The sequence below is a fragment of the Noviherbaspirillum pedocola genome, from assembly GCF_016632335.1.
Taxonomy (GTDB): domain Bacteria; phylum Pseudomonadota; class Gammaproteobacteria; order Burkholderiales; family Burkholderiaceae_D; genus Noviherbaspirillum_A; species Noviherbaspirillum_A pedocola.
Genome location: NZ_JAEPBG010000002.1, coordinates 380,686 through 397,202, shown reverse-complemented (window position 1 = coordinate 397,202; position 16,517 = coordinate 380,686). Strand labels below are relative to the sequence as shown.

The 16,517-nt window shown below is 63.8% G+C and carries 14 protein-coding genes and 1 pseudogene; 11 read left to right on the top strand and 4 right to left on the bottom strand.

Annotated features, from left to right (window positions below):
• Positions 1 to 49: 49 nt before the first annotated feature.
• Positions 50 to 922 carry an alpha/beta hydrolase gene (locus JJB74_RS06995; RefSeq protein ID WP_200591096.1) on the bottom strand — a complete coding sequence of 291 codons (873 nt, stop codon included), beginning with the start codon at positions 920 to 922 and terminating at the stop codon, positions 50 to 52.
• Here JJB74_RS06995 and JJB74_RS06990 point away from each other — a divergent pair.
• The 11 genes from JJB74_RS06990 to JJB74_RS06940 all read left to right on the top strand — a co-directional run bounded on the left by JJB74_RS06990 (position 921) and on the right by JJB74_RS06940 (position 14,444).
• A complete protein-coding gene (locus JJB74_RS06990; RefSeq protein WP_200591095.1) occupies positions 921 to 1,724 on the top strand; it encodes a DUF4118 domain-containing protein in 804 nt (267 codons plus the stop codon). The two genes, JJB74_RS06995 and JJB74_RS06990, sit on opposite strands and share 2 nt — an antisense overlap.
• A gap of 170 nt (positions 1,725 to 1,894) precedes the next feature.
• Positions 1,895 to 2,206: a hypothetical protein gene (locus JJB74_RS06985; protein ID WP_200591094.1), complete on the top strand. Its 312-nt coding sequence runs from the start codon at positions 1,895 to 1,897 to the stop codon at positions 2,204 to 2,206.
• Between the two features lie 189 nt (positions 2,207 to 2,395).
• Positions 2,396 to 3,790: a glucuronate isomerase gene (uxaC, locus tag JJB74_RS06980; protein WP_200591093.1), complete on the top strand. Its 1,395-nt coding sequence runs from the start codon at positions 2,396 to 2,398 to the stop codon at positions 3,788 to 3,790.
• A gap of 13 nt (positions 3,791 to 3,803) precedes the next feature.
• Positions 3,804 to 5,402: a UxaA family hydrolase gene (locus JJB74_RS06975; protein ID WP_200591092.1), complete on the top strand. Its 1,599-nt coding sequence runs from the start codon at positions 3,804 to 3,806 to the stop codon at positions 5,400 to 5,402.
• 29 nt (positions 5,403 to 5,431) lie between these two features.
• Positions 5,432 to 6,862 carry a tagaturonate reductase gene (locus JJB74_RS06970; RefSeq protein ID WP_200591091.1) on the top strand — a complete coding sequence of 477 codons (1,431 nt, stop codon included), beginning with the start codon at positions 5,432 to 5,434 and terminating at the stop codon, positions 6,860 to 6,862.
• A 118-nt stretch (positions 6,863 to 6,980) separates the two neighbouring features.
• Positions 6,981 to 8,279: an MFS transporter gene (locus tag JJB74_RS06965; protein WP_200591090.1), complete on the top strand. Its 1,299-nt coding sequence runs from the start codon at positions 6,981 to 6,983 to the stop codon at positions 8,277 to 8,279.
• Between the two features lie 134 nt (positions 8,280 to 8,413).
• Entirely contained in the window at positions 8,414 to 9,676 is a 1,263-nt protein-coding gene (locus tag JJB74_RS06960; RefSeq protein ID WP_200591089.1) for a porin, read from the top strand.
• A gap of 216 nt (positions 9,677 to 9,892) precedes the next feature.
• Positions 9,893 to 12,034, top strand: coding sequence for a glycoside hydrolase family 28 protein (locus JJB74_RS06955; protein ID WP_200591088.1), 2,142 nt, complete (start codon positions 9,893 to 9,895; stop codon positions 12,032 to 12,034).
• 149 nt (positions 12,035 to 12,183) lie between these two features.
• Entirely contained in the window at positions 12,184 to 13,119 is a 936-nt protein-coding gene (gene kdgK / locus JJB74_RS06950; RefSeq protein WP_200591087.1) for a 2-dehydro-3-deoxygluconokinase, read from the top strand.
• Positions 13,120 to 13,211: 92 nt separating this feature from the next.
• Complete coding sequence (locus tag JJB74_RS06945) at positions 13,212 to 13,934, top strand: GntR family transcriptional regulator (RefSeq protein ID WP_200591086.1); 723 nt, start codon at positions 13,212 to 13,214, stop codon at positions 13,932 to 13,934.
• Positions 13,935 to 13,997: 63 nt separating this feature from the next.
• Positions 13,998 to 14,444 (top strand): SRPBCC family protein, encoded by a 447-nt coding sequence (locus tag JJB74_RS06940; protein WP_200591085.1) that lies wholly within the window; start codon positions 13,998 to 14,000, stop codon positions 14,442 to 14,444.
• A gap of 326 nt (positions 14,445 to 14,770) precedes the next feature.
• Here the strand turns inward: JJB74_RS06940 and JJB74_RS06935 are convergent, their stop codons facing one another.
• The 3 genes and pseudogenes from JJB74_RS06935 to JJB74_RS33100 all read right to left on the bottom strand — a co-directional run bounded on the left by JJB74_RS06935 (position 14,771) and on the right by JJB74_RS33100 (position 16,251).
• Positions 14,771 to 15,637, bottom strand: a complete 867-nt coding sequence (locus JJB74_RS06935; RefSeq protein WP_200591084.1) for an EAL domain-containing protein — start codon at positions 15,635 to 15,637, stop codon at positions 14,771 to 14,773.
• 189 nt (positions 15,638 to 15,826) lie between these two features.
• A pseudogene (locus tag JJB74_RS33885) lies at positions 15,827 to 16,048 on the bottom strand (ATP-binding cassette domain-containing protein); the annotation flags it as partial.
• 59 nt (positions 16,049 to 16,107) lie between these two features.
• Positions 16,108 to 16,251 carry a hypothetical protein gene (locus tag JJB74_RS33100; RefSeq protein WP_234484016.1) on the bottom strand — a complete coding sequence of 48 codons (144 nt, stop codon included), beginning with the start codon at positions 16,249 to 16,251 and terminating at the stop codon, positions 16,108 to 16,110.
• Positions 16,252 to 16,517 lie beyond the last annotated feature (266 nt).

The following is a 16,517-nucleotide window of genomic DNA, read 5'->3' as shown; positions in this document are numbered from 1 at the left end:
CGACATACGCGACATACGCGACATACGCGACATACGCGGCTCATTCTTCCTAGCCGCCAGACTTCAACAGACGCCGCAATTCCCGCGACAGCAGCGGCGGCAAATCAAAGGCAGGCTGCGGCAGGCTGGCATTGAGCGCGCCCTTGATGAAGCGCTCGGTTTCGTGCATCACGGTTTCGCGCTCGTTGTCCAGGGTGATCATGTGAAAGCAGTCGCCCAGGTAGATCAACTCCTTGCTGGCCGAGCCGATGTGTTGATACACCCACTCTGCATTGCGCACCGCCACCGCCTCATCCTCGATCGCATGCATGATCAGCGTCGGCGCATCGACCTCGCCGATCCTGCTTCTGACATGGGAAATGAGGCGCAGGCCTTCGGTCATCTGGCGCAGATGAATCGCTTCCCCGCCCGCTTCGGAGACACGGTCGCTGCGCAACGCGCGCTTGATCATGGCCCGCACTTCGGGGTTCTTCACCCCATAGGGCTCAGACTCGCGGTAACTGTAACGGCTGCTGAAAGGCAGAATCGGCGCGAGCCGTAACAGGAAACGGTACCAGGGCATGGCCCACCCGTCATAGGCCAGTGCCGCGGCGAGCAGCACCACGCAATCCACATCCTCTTCTTGCGCCAGCGCCAGTGCCAGCGTCGCGCCCATCGATACCCCGGCCAGCGATACCGTGGCATAGTCCTGCTTCAAACGATGCAGCTGCGTAATTGATGCCTCAAGCCAGGCTTCCCACGGAGCCGGCGGCGCGCCATGGCACATGCCCGGCAGGTTGGCGGCAAAGGCCGACAGGCCGGCGCCGTGCAGATGCTCGGCCAGGCGCTGCAGCTCGAGGATGCTCGCGCCCATGCCATGCAGCAGAAGAACCGCATGCTCGCCCGCATGCAGATGAAGAACATTGCTATCCGATGGATTCATGAATATCAAAAACGCGAAAAACTGGTCGTCGGTACCGCGACCGATAGCTTACCTTGCCGCGCTGGGCCTCACCATGACGGCATTCAGCCTGCGCCATCTGCTGCAGCCCTATATCGCGCCGTATGCGCCGTATCAGCTCTTCGTCATCGCCAGCCTGGCGAGCGAATACCTGCTTGGCCTGGGGCCGGCGCTTCTGAGCGCGCTGCTCGGGCTGCTGCTGGCCACGCACTTCTTCGTCGCGCCATTCGGCGTCATGGACGGCGTGTCGAAATCGGATGTGATCTTTGTCGTCAATTACATCGTGGGAACGCTGTTCGCCATCGCCCTGATCGAATATCTGCGGCGCGCGCTGTATGAAAACCAGCTGCTGCTCAAGGTATCCCGGTCGCGCCACAAGATTTCGCTGCATCGCGAAAACGACAGGCTGTACCTGGCCAAGCGACGCGCCGCGTCGGCGCTGACGCTGCAGCATCTCTTTGCCCGCTTTGATGAAGTGCTGCTGCTGGACCTCCCCGGCACCGGCCTCTTTCCGCAGGCGCTGCTCGGCAGTCTCCGCGGCGGCGAGGCCAGCGTGGGCGCGGATGCGCTCACCTGCTTTGCTCCTGATGACATGCTGCGCCTGCTCGACGCCCTGAAAGCCGCTGAAAGCGGCGGCGCCGCGCGCGAGCTGCGGCTGCGGCTGGCCGGCACCGAGGCGCAAGCGCGTGAAGTCAGCGTCTCGGTGGAAGGCATGCCGCTGGACGGCATGCGCGCCGCCGTAGTTCGCCTGGTGCGCACACATGACGAGGCGCACATGGCTTGAGATCGTGCGGGCGTTTCGCCTTGCGACGCATCAGGTGTGCATAGGCCGTCGCCGTCACGCCGTGGCGGCAAATTCCGCTGATAACCGCATGCTAGAATCGCCGCCGCTTTCCGGCTCACGTCCCCACGCAAGGCCTTTTTCCAACCCCGGCCGTATCCACGCGAATCTCCTTGATTTCCCCGCTCTATCTTCTCTACGCCGCCGTTGGCGGCATCGTGCAGGCCGCAGCGGTCTTTCTGATGCGCTCGCGGGGATGGCCTTTCCTCGGCACGATTCCACTGGTGCTCATCCATCAGTTCCTGTTCGCGACCGCCTATGCGAAGGCGCCGAACTTCCTTCTGCAATGGTTCCTGACGTCGGCCCTGACCTCGATCCTGTCGCTGGTGATGGGCATGCTGATCTTCGGCGACCGCATTTCCCCGATCAATGCCGTCGGCGTGCTGCTGGTTTTCGCCGGTCTGGCGCTGATGCGCCTGCACTGATCAGCACTCCTTAGCCACCTTCCCGAAGCGCTTCGCTCGCATCAAAAGCGCAACGAAAATGTCCTTGCGTTACTAATATATTAGGATTACGATTCTGATATATCAGAAATGCCGTTGCGGATTTGCCCGCGCAATGACGGCCTGCAGCGCCCGATCCGGGTCTGCCATCAGCAAGGAGATGCATCCATCATGACCCCGTTCATGGACCAGAATTTTCTTCTCGACACCGAGACCGCCCGCCGCCTGTATCACGATGTTGCCGCCGACCTGCCGATCATCGATTACCACTCGCATCTGCAGCAGTCCGAAATCGCCGCTCGCAAGACCTTCCGCAACCTCGCCGAGCTCTGGCTGGGCGGCGACCACTACAAATGGCGCGTGATGCGCGCCGCCGGCGTCGATGAGCAATACATCACCGGCTCGGCCTCGGACATCGAGAAATTCCGCGCCTTCTGCCGCGTGCTGCCGCTGGCAGTCGGCAACCCGGTGCATCACTGGAGCCATTTCGAACTGCGCCGCATTTTCGGGATCGACCTCGTCATCAACGAAGCCAATGCCGACGCGATCTGGGAGCAGGCCAATGCGAAGCTGGCGACGATGGATACCTGGACGCTGCTGGGCCAGGCCAAAGTCGAAATCGCCTGCACCACCGACGATCCGGCCGACGATCTGCTGCAGCATGGCGACATCGCCAAGTCCGGCCTGAAGACGCGCGTGCTGCCGGCCTATCGCCCCGACAAGGCGATGCGCATCAACCAGCCCGGCTTCGTCGATTACCTGAAACGCCTCGGCGCCGCCGCGCAGATCGAGATCAACTCCTTCGCCTCTCTGATGGAAGCCCTGGCCAAGCGCGTCGAATACTTCCATGCCCGCGGCGCGCGCATCTCGGACCATGCGGTTGACATCCCGCTGCCGACCGTGCCCGCCGATGCGGTTCAGCTCGAAGCGCTGTTCGCCAAGCGCGTCGGCGGCGAAATGCTGTCCGAAACCGAGAACGCGCTGTATCTGCGCGGCCTGCTGGAATCGGTCGGTCGCGTCTATGCGAAATTCGGCTGGACCATGTGCCTGCACATCGGCGCCATGCGCAACAACAACAGTCGCATGCTCGGCCAGCTCGGCCCGGACACCGGCTACGACTCGATCTCGGACATGAGCACTTCCGCGGGTCTGGGCGCGCTGCTCGATGCGCTGAACGCAAACGACGAGCTGCCCAAGACCATGCTGTTCTGCCTGAACCCGAACATGAATGAAGTGCTGTCCACGATGATGGGCAACTTCCAGGACGGTTCGGTGCCGGGCAAGGTGCAGTTCGGCCCGGCTTGGTGGTTCAACGATCACAAGGAAGGCAATCTGCAGCAGCTGGTCGGCTTTGCCAATCACGGCGTGCTCGGCATCTTCGTCGGCATGGTCACCGACTCGCGCAGCTTTGCCTCCTATCCGCGCCACGACTATTTCCGTCGCCTGCTGTGCCGCCAGCTCGGCCAGTGGGTCGAAGCCGGCGAATACCCGGCCGACATGGAAGCGCTGTCGGGCATCGTGCGCGGCGTCTGCTACGAAAACGCCAAGCGCTACTTTGGCCTCTGATTCCCGAGCAGACATGCAAAAAGTCATCTGCATCCATCCGGACGACGACATGCTCGTCGCCCTCGTCGACCTCACCGCCGGCGAGGTGGTGAACTGGGAAGCGGAATCCATCCTGATTCCCGCGCCGGTCAAGGCCAAGCACAAGATCGCGCGCCATGCGGCGGCCGAAGGCGAGGTGCTGCGCATGTATGGCGTGGCGGTCGGCAAGGCCATGGCGACTATCCGCCGCGGCGAAGCCATCACCACCGAAAACCTGCAGCACTACGCCGCCGACGTCGAGCTCGAAGACAGCGCGCCGTATCAATGGACGCCGCCCGATGTATCACGCCTGAAGGATGGCCACTTCATGGGCGTGGTGCGCGCCGATGGCCGCGTCGGCACCGCGAACCACTGGCTGGTGTTCCCGCTGGTGTTCTGCGAGAACCGCAATGTCGAACACCTGCGCAAGGCGCTCGAAGCGCCGCTGGGCTATGCGGCCAACGACCTCGCTTCCTACACGCTGTCGCTGCTGGGCCAGGACATGGAAGCGCCGAAGCCGGTGCTGCGGCCGTTCCCCAACGTCGATGGCGTGCGCATCATCACGCATGCCGGCGGCTGCGGCGGCACCCGCGCCGATGCGCGCTCGCTGTGCCGCATCCTCGCCTCCTATGCCGATCATCCAAACGTGGCCGGCGTGACCGTGTTCAGCCTCGGCTGCCAGAATGCGCAGATCGCGATGTTCAAGGAAGAGCTGGCGAAGGTGAACCCGGACTTCGCCAAGCCGATGCTGATCTACGAACAGCAGCAATGGGGCAGCGAGGACGCGATGATGAAGGCCGTCGTCGCCGACACCCTGGCGCAGCTGAAGGAAGCGAACAAGGTGGCGCGCCAGCCGGTGCCGCTGTCGCACCTGAAGATCGGCGTGAAATGCGGCGGCTCGGACGGCTTTTCCGGCATCTCGGCCAACCCGGCCATGGGCCTGGTGTCGGACATGGTGGTGGCCCTGGGCGGCTCGTCGATCCTGGCCGAGTTTCCCGAACTGTGCGGCGTCGAATCGAGCCTTCTGGAACGCTGCGAAAACGATGACGACAAGCGCCGCTTCATTGGCCTGATGCGCGACTTCGAAGCCCGCGCCGAAGCGGTCGGCACCCACTTCGCCGACAACCCCAGCCCCGGCAATATCCGCGACGGCCTGATTACCGATGCGATGAAGTCCGCCGGCGCGGCCAAGAAGGGCGGCAGCTCGCCTATCGTCTCGGTGCTGGACTACGGCGAGCAAACCGGGAAGCACGGCCTGTCGCTGTTGTGCACGCCGGGCGGCGACGTCGAATCCGTCACCGGCATCGTCGCCTCGGGCGCCAACGTAGTGCTGTTCTCCACTGGCCTGGGCACGCCGACCGGCAATCCGATCGTGCCGGTGCTGAAGATTGCCAGCAACAGCCGCGTCGCCACGAAGATGAATGACGTCATCGATTACGACTGCGGCCCGGTCATCGAAGGCCGGCCGCTGCCGGACGTGGCGGATGGCCTGCTCGACATGGTGATCGACACCGCCAGCGGCACGTACCAGGCCAAGGCCGACCGGCTGCAGCAATACGACTTCATCTTCTGGAAGCGCGACATCTCGCTCTGAGCGGCCCATCGATAACGGAAACCAGATTCATGCAAGCATTACGCCGCACCGCGCCCTTTTCGCTTCCGATCCGCATCCTGCAGTTCGGCCAGGGCAATTTCATGCGCGGCTTCTTCGACTGGCAGATCGATCTGCTCAACGAGCGTTCCGGCCTGGACGCCGGCGTGGTGATCGTGCGCCCGCGCGGCGGCCGCGGCGATGCGCTGCTCGATGTGCAGGATGGCCTGTACACCACGCTGATCCGCGGCATCGATGAGCGCGGCGAGGAAGTGAAGCAATACCGCACCATACGCTGCGTGCAGCGCGAGATCGATATCGCCTCGATGTACGGCGATTATCTGGAGCAGGCAAAGAATCCGTCGCTGCGCTTCATCACTTCCAACACCACCGAAGCCGGCATCACGGTCAATGACAACGACCGCTATGAAGATGCGCCGCCCTCCACCTTCCCAGCCAAGCTCGCGCGCCTGCTGCACGAGCGCTTCCGCCATTTCAATGGCGCGAAGGACAAGGGTGTGGTGCTGCTGCCCTGCGAGCTGATCGATGACAACGGAGAAGCGCTGCGCGCGGCGGTGCTGCATTTCGCGCGGCTGTGGCAGCTTGAGGACGCGTTCATCACGTGGATAGCCGCAGCCTGCACCTTCTGCTCGACGCTGGTCGACCGCATCGTCACCGGCTATCCGGCCGGCGAAGAAGAACGCATCGCCGCCGAACTCGGCGCTGAGGACCGCTTCCTGGTCGCGGCTGAATACTTTTACCTGTTCGTCATCAAGGGACCGGCATGGCTGGCGGATGAACTCAAGCTCGCCGGCGCGAACCTGAACATCCGCCTGGTGGATGACATCGCGCCGTACAAGCGGCGCAAGGTCGGCATCCTCAACGGCGGCCATACCACGCTGGTGCCGGTAGCGCTGATGGCAGGGCTGGAAGCGGTTGGCGAAGCGGTAGCCGATGAACAGGTCGGCGGCTTTCTGCGCGCGGCGCTCGATGACGAAATCATCCCAGCGCTGGGCATGGACCGCGCCGAGCTGCAAGCCTTCGCCGAGGACGTGCTGCGCCGCTTTCGCAATCCCTACATCAGGCACCGCCTGGACGCGATCGCCCTCAACAGCTGGCCCAAGTTCGCGGTGCGCGTGATGCCGCAGCTGCTGCGCCACATCGACATGCATGGCGCGCCGCCAGAACGGCTCACGCTGGCGCTGGCCGCGACGATGGCGCTGTACCGCGGCGATCGCATCCGCCTGGCCGACGACGAAGCCAGCCTGCGCTGGTTCCGCGATGCCTGGGCCGCGCATGACGCGGGCGAGTTGTCGCTGCAAGCGATGGTGCGCGGCTGGCTGGCCAACGTCGCGCTGTGGGGACGCGACCTCAATGCCGCGCCGGGCCTGACCGATGCAACCACGCGCGCGCTCGAAGTGATCACGCAGCACGGCATGCGCGAAGCGCTGGCAAGGATTTGAGACCAAGCGCCAGCAAAGGCGCAAAAGACGAGGAAGGCAAATGCCGCCGACGGCAAGCGTCGGCGCGGTGCGCAGCAATGCAGCCTCGTCCACAAGAATGAAACGCAAAGGAGACAGCATGAAAAAGCTTAAAGGTCTGCGCTGGTGGATGGTCGGCATGGTCACGGCCGGGCTGATCGTCAACTACCTCGCCCGCAACACCCTGTCGGTCGCGGCTCCCACGATGATGAAGGAGCTCAACATCACGACCCAGGAGTATTCCTACATCGTGGTGGCCTGGCAGGTCTGCTATGCGCTGATGCAGCCGGCGGCCGGCTACATCCTCGATGTCATCGGCACCAAGCTGGGCTTCGGCATCTTCGCGCTGGCCTGGTCGCTGGCCTGCGCCGGCGCCGCGCTGGCCGGCAGCTGGCAGAGCCTGGCCTTCTTCCGGGGCCTGCTGGGCCTGACCGAAGCGGCCGGCATCCCGGCTGGCGTCAAGGCCACCAGCGAATGGTTTCCGGCCAGGGAGCGTTCGATCGCCATCGGCTGGTTCAACATCGGCTCCTCAATCGGCGCGCTGCTGGCGCCGCCGCTGGTGGTATGGACACTGCTGCGCGGCAGTTGGCACCTGAGCTTCGTCGTGGTCGGCGTGCTCGGCGTGATCTGGACCGGCGCATGGTTTCTGTTCTACCAGCATCCGAACAAGCAGCGCGCGCTGTCGGATGCCGAGCGCGACTACATCCTCGCCGGCCAGGAACAGCAGCATGCCGACGACAACGCCGTGCGCACGCCGTGGCACGAGATCGTCCGTACCCGCAAGTTCTGGGCGATCGCGATTCCGCGCTTTCTGTCCGAGCCGGCATGGCAGACCTTCAATGCGTGGATTCCGCTTTACATGGCCAACGAGCGCCATATGAACATCAAGGAAATCGCGATGTTCGCCTGGCTGCCCTTCCTCGCCGCCGACATCGGTTGCGTGCTGGGCGGCTATCTGAGCCCGTGGTTCCACAAGCACTTCCGGGTCTCGCTGTTCACATCGCGCAAGCTGGTCATGGCCACCGGCGCGCTGTGCATGATCGGCCCGGGCTGCATCGGCCTGGCAGGCAGCCCGTACACCGCGATCTTCCTGCTGTGCATCGGTGGCTTCGCGCACCAGACGCTGTCCGGCGCGCTGTACTCGATTACCTCTGACGTGTTCGGCAAGAACGAGGTCGCTACCGCCACCGGCCTGGCCGGCATGTCCGGTTACCTGGGCGCGACGCTGTTCACGCTGGTCTTCGGCGTGCTGGTCACGCACATCGGCTACAGCCCGCTGTTTCTGCTGCTCGCGGTGTTCGACCTGGTTGCCGCCGTGGTGGTGTGGACGCTGGCGCGGGATCGCGTCGCCAATGCTGTTACCGGCGTCGAGGCCCGCGCTACGGCCCAGCATTCCTAGGGACATCGCCAACCGCCATACCCCTTTCCTGTTTCACGCAACAAGCGGCCGATCGCAACGACGCGGCCGCCAGCAATCCCCTTTTGTCTTTCATCTATAGAACGGCGCCAGAAGGCGCCACAGAGGAGCAAGCGATGACGCACACCAAAAAAACCAACTTCACGCCACGAATCCTGGCGCTTGTCGGCCTGTCCGTCGCCTCGCATTACGCGATGGCGGCCAAGGCGGATATCGAGACCAGCTTCTACGGCTTCCTGAACGGCGAGATCGAATCGGTGCGCGCCACCGGCGGCGCCACGCCGGTCAGCCCGCGCGGCCGCGTCACCGACGGCAATTCGCGCGTCGGCTTTTCCGCATCGATAGGCGTGGATGCGCAAACCAGGGGCTTGCTGCAAATCGAAGCCAGCCTGAACAACTTCGACCAGGGCGGCATCAATTCGCGCGGCGACTCGACCACGCTGACCTCGCGCAATACCTATGTCGGCATCGAAAACACCCGCTTCGGCCGCGTCGTCGTCGGCAACAACGACAATGCCTATCGCAGCCTGGTCGGCACCGGCAATTCGCTCGGCGGCAACCTCGGCCTCACCGCCTACGGCCTGGATGTGTGGAACAACACCTCGGCGCAGATGGCCGGCAACCAGGACAGCATCTTTTCCCGCGGCGAGGCGCGCTACAAGAACTCGGTGCACTACCTGTCGCCGGAATGGGCCGGCTTCCAGGTCGCAGCCTCTTATGGCTTCGACGAGCAGCAAAGCAACAACAGCGACCGCGGCCGCTACTCGGTGGCGGGCAAGTACCGCATCGGCGGCTTTTCGGTCGGCGTCGGCTACGACCACCAGGCCAACACCGGCGTGGACATCGATGCGCTGACCCAGGGCTTCGGCTTCCGCAATGCCGCGATCCAGGGTGCATCGACTTCGTACACCAAGCTGCTGGCAACCTACCAGGTCACACCGAAAACCACCGTCGGCGCCGGCGTCGAATGGATGGATTACGGCTTCAGCCAGACCGCGGTGCCGACCGCCTCCAACTTCTATGCCACGCAGCAGAACGGCAGCATGAAGCAGCGCGCGTTCATGGTCTCGGTGGCGCAAGAAGTCGCGCCCAATACCATGGTGATGGCCTCCTGGGGCAAGCTCGGCAGCCTGGACAGCACGCCGTTCGGCAAATCCGGCGACTTCGGCGCCAACCAGATCTCGGTCGGCGCGACCTACAAGCTCAACGACAACCTGATGCCGTACATCTACTACACCCGCATCAACAATCAGTCGCAGCAGAACGTGAATCTCGGCCAGGCCCCGCTGTACAGCAACAACAACAACACGTCGAACGCCTTCCTGGCGCCGGGCAACAGCCCGCGCGCCTTCGGCATTGGCCTGATCGCGCGCTTCTGAGCCCGCAAATCGCAATGCGCGGCAATGCGTAGGTTGGGCTGGCAAGCCCAACATGTTCGCGGCTCGCGGACGTTCGAAGTTGGGCTTGCCAGCCCAACCTACGGTCCGCAGTCGTCTCAGCACGCTCTGCGGTTGCGTGCAATGAAGGCGAGAAGCACAACGCACCATCAACAAGAAACGCCGCCCGATGCGGCGTCCAACGACAGAGAGACAGCAATGAAGAAAACCCATATCGACGCGGCCAAGGGCAAGCTTGGCCTGGCCCTGACCCTGGCGGCCTCGTCCGCGCTGCTGGCCGCCTGCGGCGGTGGCAGCGGCGAAGGTCCGAACGCGGTGAGCTACGGCAGCAGCAGCACCTTCAAGGTCGGCGTCAACAGCTTTGATCCGAACCTGCCGCCGGAGCCGACCCTGCCGGCAGATACCCAGGTCTGCGCGACGCTGGAAGCCGGCAACAACCTGGTGTCGCGCCCGGACGGCTCGCTGCCGCCGGAAGCCGATCCATCGAAGTCAGGTGTCGGCGTGGCGGTAACCACTGCAACCGCCAATCCGGACCAGGCGCGCATCCAGGCCGCGCTCGACGCCTGCGGCGCCGGCGTGGAACAGGAAGTCGGCCCGGCGATTGCCGCTGCCGATGCCGCCGCAACCGCGGCGCAGAAAGCCGCGGCCGTGCCCAATGTGAACATCGCCGGCGTTTCCGGCGAAGAGCTGGCCAAGCCGCAGTACCGCGCCAGCAAGTACGCGGTGCGCCTCGTGGCCAGCAGCAGCGGCCCCGGCAATGCCTTCATCTCCGGTCCGCTGACCCTGCCCTCGGGCGTGACGCTGTGGATCGACAAGGGCGTGACCCTGTACGCATCGCGCGACGTGATGGCCTATTCGCCGAACGCGGCCGGCCCGTACTGCGGCAACACTGCCGTCAGCGCCACCAAGGCCGGCAGCTCGTCGAACTGCACCGCGCTGATCAATGGCAGCAACCTGGTGAACTCGGCCGTGGTCGGCGATGGCCGCATCGATGGCCGCGGCTATGCCGAGATCGTCACCACCAACAAGCTGTATCCGCTGATGAAAGTCGACATGACCTGCTCGAACACCTACGCCGCCTATGCCAAGGGCACGCAGGCCACCGACGGCACGTCGTGCGACGACGGCGGCACCGTGGTGGACTCCAAGTCCTCGGCGCGCAACATGACCTGGTGGGACCTGGCCTATCTCGGCAACATGGTGCAGAACGGCACTACCGGCTCGGGCTCGCAATCGAACTTCCGCCTGATGGTGTTCAACTATGCGAAGAACCTGACGCTGTATCGCGTCACGCTGAACAACAGCCCGAACTTCCACGTCGTGCCCAGCGGCGTGGACGGCTTCACGGTCTGGGGCGTGAAGGTGCAGACGCCATCGCTGGCGGCCTTTGCCAACCCGGCCGGCAACGGCAATCCGCTGTACACCGGCGCGGTCTTCACCGAAGACAACGTCAAGAACACCGACGCCTTCGATCCGGGCGCGGCCAGCAAGGCGATCACGGGCGCGAAGCTTGCCACCGGCAGCGCGACCACGTCCGCCGGCACGATGTCCTTCGACGGTTATCTGAAGAACTTCGTGTTCGCGTACAACTATGTCAGCACCGGCGACGACGATATCGCCTTGAAGGGCAGCAGCAATCCGACCCCGGCGGGTTCGGGCCTCTTCGCCATCGATGGCAAGCGCGACGTGCGTGCGGATCGCAAGTACGGCATCGTCATCGCCCACAACCATATCTATTGGGGCCATGGCATCTCGGTCGGTTCCGAGACCAATGCCGGCGTGACCAATGTGGAGGTGTATGACAATGCGTTCACCGATTCGGAAGAAGGCTTGCGCATCAAGTCCGACTATGCGCGCGGCGGCGAAGTGAGCAACGTTCACTACAACAACATCTGCATCAAGAACGCCACCAATGCGCTGCTGTTCACGCCTTACTACAGCACCAAGGCCCTTCCGGCTTCGGGCCCGCTGTATCCGAACTTCCATGACATCACGATGAACAACGTGCGCATCCTGGGTTCGTCGGGCGTGAAGCTGCAGGGCTTCGCGGCCAATACCGGCGGCTTCGGCGAGCCGGGCAATCCGCTGACGATGGCGCTGACCAACGTGGTGGCCGACAATCCGGGCGGCATCAGCCTGGTGTCGTCCGATGCCGTGCTGACGCTGAAAGGCGTGAACCTGCCGCTCTTTGCCAACACCGCCAATAATGTGACGGTGAACGGCGTGTCGACCCAGGCTGTCGATCCGGCCAGCGTCGTCGATTGCAGCCAGGCCTTCGTTGACTTCCCGGCGATTGGCCAGTCGAATTACTTCGGCTCGAGCTGGTCGGCAGCGCAATGATCCGGCATAGATCTAAATAGCAGTACCATGGCGGGCCGCCTGCGCGGCCCGCCCCTTTCTGCGCGATTGCATGGTAAGCAGTGCGCATCGGCATGACTAATGACGGTGCGCAGCGCCTACCCCGCAAAGCCTTATCGACGATACACACCATGCAAACAGAGGACACCGCTCAACACACCATCTTCGTCATCGGCGAATGCATGGTCGAACTGCAGCGCAATGGCAGCGGCATGACATACCGCTTCGGCGGCGACACGCTGAATGCGGCGGTCTATCTCGCCCGCCTGCTCGATCCCGCGCGCTTTGCGATTTCCTATGTCACTGGCCTGGGCAAGGACACGCTGTCTGAAGAGATGTGCGCTGCCTGGCAAGCCGAGGGCATCGGCACCGACTGCGTGCAGCGCTTCGACGACAAGCTGCCGGGCATGTATCTGATCGAGACCGACGCGCGTGGCGAGCGACGCTTTCATTACTGGCGCAATGACTCGGCCGCGCGCTTCTGGCTGCGCGGTCCGCAGACCGAGGCGGTGCTTGCGCGCCTCTTTGCTGCCGATGTGATCTACCTGTCCGGCATCAGCCTGGCGATCCTGCCGCCGGAAGACCGCGAGCGCCTGTTCGACCTGCTCGCGCGCTGCCGCATGCATGGCAGCCGCATCGTCTTCGACAACAATTACCGGCCGCGCCTGTGGCCGGATGCCACCGTTGCCGCCGATGCCTATCGCAAGGCGATGGCAGTGGCGCATACGGCGCTGCTGACCCTGGATGATGAAGCGATGCTGTACGGCGATGCCGATCCGGCCGCGGCGCTGGCGCGTGCGCGCGCACTCGGCGTGTCCGAGATCGTCATCAAGCGCGGCGCCGATGCCTGCATCGCCGAGAGCGGCGGCCTGATGACGGAACTCGCTGCCGAACCGGTAGCCGACGTGGTCGATACCACCGCCGCTGGCGATTCCTTTGGCGCCGCCTATCTCGCAGCGCGGCTGGCCGGCATGCCGCAGCTTGAGGCGGTACGCGCGGGCCACCGGCTTGCCGCCGCGGTGATCCGCCATCCGGGCGCCATCATTCCGCGCTCAGCCATGCCTTGACGCAATGTCCAGCGCCCTGAAGTTTCGCGCGACGTTTCCTTGTCGTTTCGCTACACTGGGCGCTCCCCGAGAAACGAGCACAGAACACAACAATGACCCTGGTTTCCCCTCCTCTTTCGTCGGACAGCGACGCGGGCCTCAGCGCTTCGCGCCGCGCCTACAGCAACCTGCGCGAACGCATCGTCAACATGGAATTGCTGCCCGGCACACGCATCGTGGAAAAGGAGATCGCGGCCGAGTTCGGCATCAGCCGCACGCCGGTGCACGAGGCGGTGCAGCGTCTGGCCGAGGAAGGCTTGATCGAGGTCGTGCCGCGCGTGGGCACCTTCGTGGCGCGCATCCCGCTCGAAGCGCTCGATGAAGCGATGCTGGTGCGCTCGGCGCTTGAAGCCGCGATCGTGCAGAAAGCCGCCGAGCGCGCCGACCAGCAAGGATTGGCGCGGCTCACCGCCATACTTGATGAACAGGCCGAATGCATACGCAACAAGGACATACGCGGCTTCCACCGTACCGATGAAGCCTTTCACGCAACGCTGGCCGAACTCTCCGGCTATCCCGGCGTATGGCCGATGGTGTCGCATGCCAAGACCCAGATTGACCGCTTCCGCCAGCTCACGCTGCCGCTGGAAGGACGCATGGATGAAGTCATGCGCGAGCATCGATCCGTAGTCGATGCGGTGGCCTCGCGCGATCCGGCCCAGGCGGCGCGCGCGATGCAGAGCCATCTCGACCATGTGCTGCCGGTGCTGGAAGTCACGCGCAAGCTGCGTCCCGAGTTTTTCACCGCGCCGGCCGAGGGGCGTGCGGCACGCTGAGAACCGCGAGCCATCAGCCATAGTCCGGAGCCGATTGTCGTCAACCGCCAAGGAGATCTGCCGATGTCTACAGGTACCGTCAAGCTGCACCGCGTGCTGCGTGCTCCCGCCAACCGCGTCTATCGTGCCTTTCTCGAGCCCGATGCGATGGCCAAATGGCTGCCACCCTACGGCTTCACCTGCAAGGTGCATGAAATGGAAGCACGCGTCGGCGGCCGCTTCCGCATGTCCTTCAGCAACTTCGGCAGCGGCGGCGCGCATGCCTTTGGCGGCGAATATCTTGAACTCGTGCCGGACCGGCTCATACGCTACACGGACAAATTCGAAGACCCGAATCTGCCGGGCGAAATAACGGTCACGATCCGGCTGGATGCGGTCTCGTGCGGCACCGAGATCCATATCGTCCAGGAAGGCATACCGGAAGTGATTCCGGTTGAAATGTGCCACCTCGGCTGGCAGGAATCGCTGGAGCAGTTGGCCAGGCTGGTTGAGCCAGACATTCCTGGTTGAAGCTGTCTCGCAGCGCGAGCGCATCGATAAATACCATGGCTCGCTGCGCTGCTACCTGATCGTGCTGATGCCGGAGACGGCTGCGAAGAGGCAAACACTTTCGGCTCCCTGCGGCACCATGCATGGCTGGCGCGATGAACTCCATTCTCGCCGGTTCAAACCGCATGAGCGGAGCGATGCGCATCCCTGCCGCGTGCGTCGCGCCGGCATCATGCAAGCGGCACCCATTGAAGTGTTTCCATCGCAGTCCTGCGCTTTGTCCTCCGGGATGCCGACTGAATGCCATGCGGGTCAATGACCGAGAAGCTTGATAGTTGCGTTTTTCCTCAGGCATCCGCGGGATGCATGCAGGCGTGTGCGTCATCATTGACTGGCATGCAGTGCGCTGCCAGAGGCTCCCCGCCCAGCCATCGGACCGGCTCTCCCCATACCCTGCCCTGCACCAAGCCGGCGCGCAGCGTTCGCGGCAAAGCCTGCAGCGCCGCAGCCACCGTACCCGCTTCCACGCGCTTGAACACCAGCGTGACGCTGCGCGCTTCGCACGCCTCGGCCAAGGCTTCGATGGCGTCGGCATCGATGATCTCGCGCGCATTAAGCTTGAGCACATCGACCTCGTACTGCTCGACCAGGCGCAGGCCTTCGGCGGCGCTGGCGGCGTTCAGGGCGATGCGGAAACCATTGCGGCGGTAGTTCGCCGCAACGCGCTCAAGCAGGAATCGCGGCGCAGCTCCAGCGCCCGGCAGCTGCAGCACGATGCGTCCGATCGGCAGCCCCAGCCCGGCCAGCACCCGTCGAAACACCACGCCATGGTCCCCCGCCACCGCGGCGAGCAAGCGCTCATGCACGCTCAGGTACAGGTCGGCATCGCCGGCTGCGGGCTGACGCCAGAAATTGATCGCATGCAGCATGCGGCACAGGCAGTCCAGTTCAATCGACTCGGCATCGCTGGCCGCGCCTTCGAGCAGCTTCCAGACCGACAGCGCAGGCACGTCGCCGGACACGCTGCGTATAAAGGCTTCATAGCCATGCACGCGGCCCGTGGCCAGCGCACGCAAAGGCTGGAACACGCTGGTCAGCGTGCATTGAAAATAGCGGCCGAGCGCGGCGCCGCCTGCGTCGATCCAGATACGGCGCTCGGGCGAGGCCACGCGCGGCAAGCGCTCGATGTACTCGTTCAGTAGCGGGTAAGTCACGGACACTTCCTTTCTCATGAAACAGACAATCCATTGGTTCTGGCATGGGCGTTGCGGGCGACCATGTGCAGGGTGGGCTGACGAAAAAAGCCCGACCTATGCACGGCTGCACACAGGCGCGGAATCCGCAATGCATCGATGCGCACGTTGCCGCCCACGGTCCAGGATCTGCGCTTTTAGCGCGGTGAAAGCCGCGAAGCCGCGCTCGCGCCACGGGCTCTCGATCAAGGTTTGCATGCCGATGCGGGTCGGCGCATCGAACGCGCCCGGCGGCGCATCAAGCAGCAGCAGTTGCGGGTCGTGAATCAGGGCACGGGCCAGCGCGACACGCTGCCGCTGTTCGCCCGACAAGCGCGCCGGCCATTCGAGCGCTCCATCGGCAAGGCCGAACTGGCGCAGCGCGGCATGCGCATCGTATGCCCTGCCCAATCGCTGCAGCTCCAGCACCGGCCCGGCCTTGATCGCGGTAGTCATGAAAACTCCTTCATTAATGCGCCGGATGTCAGCGCAGAAACAGGCGCTTGAGCCGGCGCGAGGCGGTCGCCGGCTTCCCGTAGCAAGCGCAGCGAACGTGAAGGGGCAGGACGACTTCCAGCAAGCAGCAGGATGCTCATGAAATCGCCAGGTGGATCCTGTCAGAGGCTTGAAGCGTAGAGTGCCGCCACATAATTGAGAACCGATTGTTTTTGCTTACTTTATGCAAATTAAGAATAAAGCCGCGTTTCATTAAAAACTTTTCCAAAATTAAAGCGCGCCTTTTCGCATAAGGAACTGCGTTTTAATTCTTTTGAATATAAAAAAGCCAAAGTTAATATTCCGCAGGAATATGCAAATGCCGTCTGCGGGAATAGCACCCCAGGCCGGCCAAATCGATAAGAAG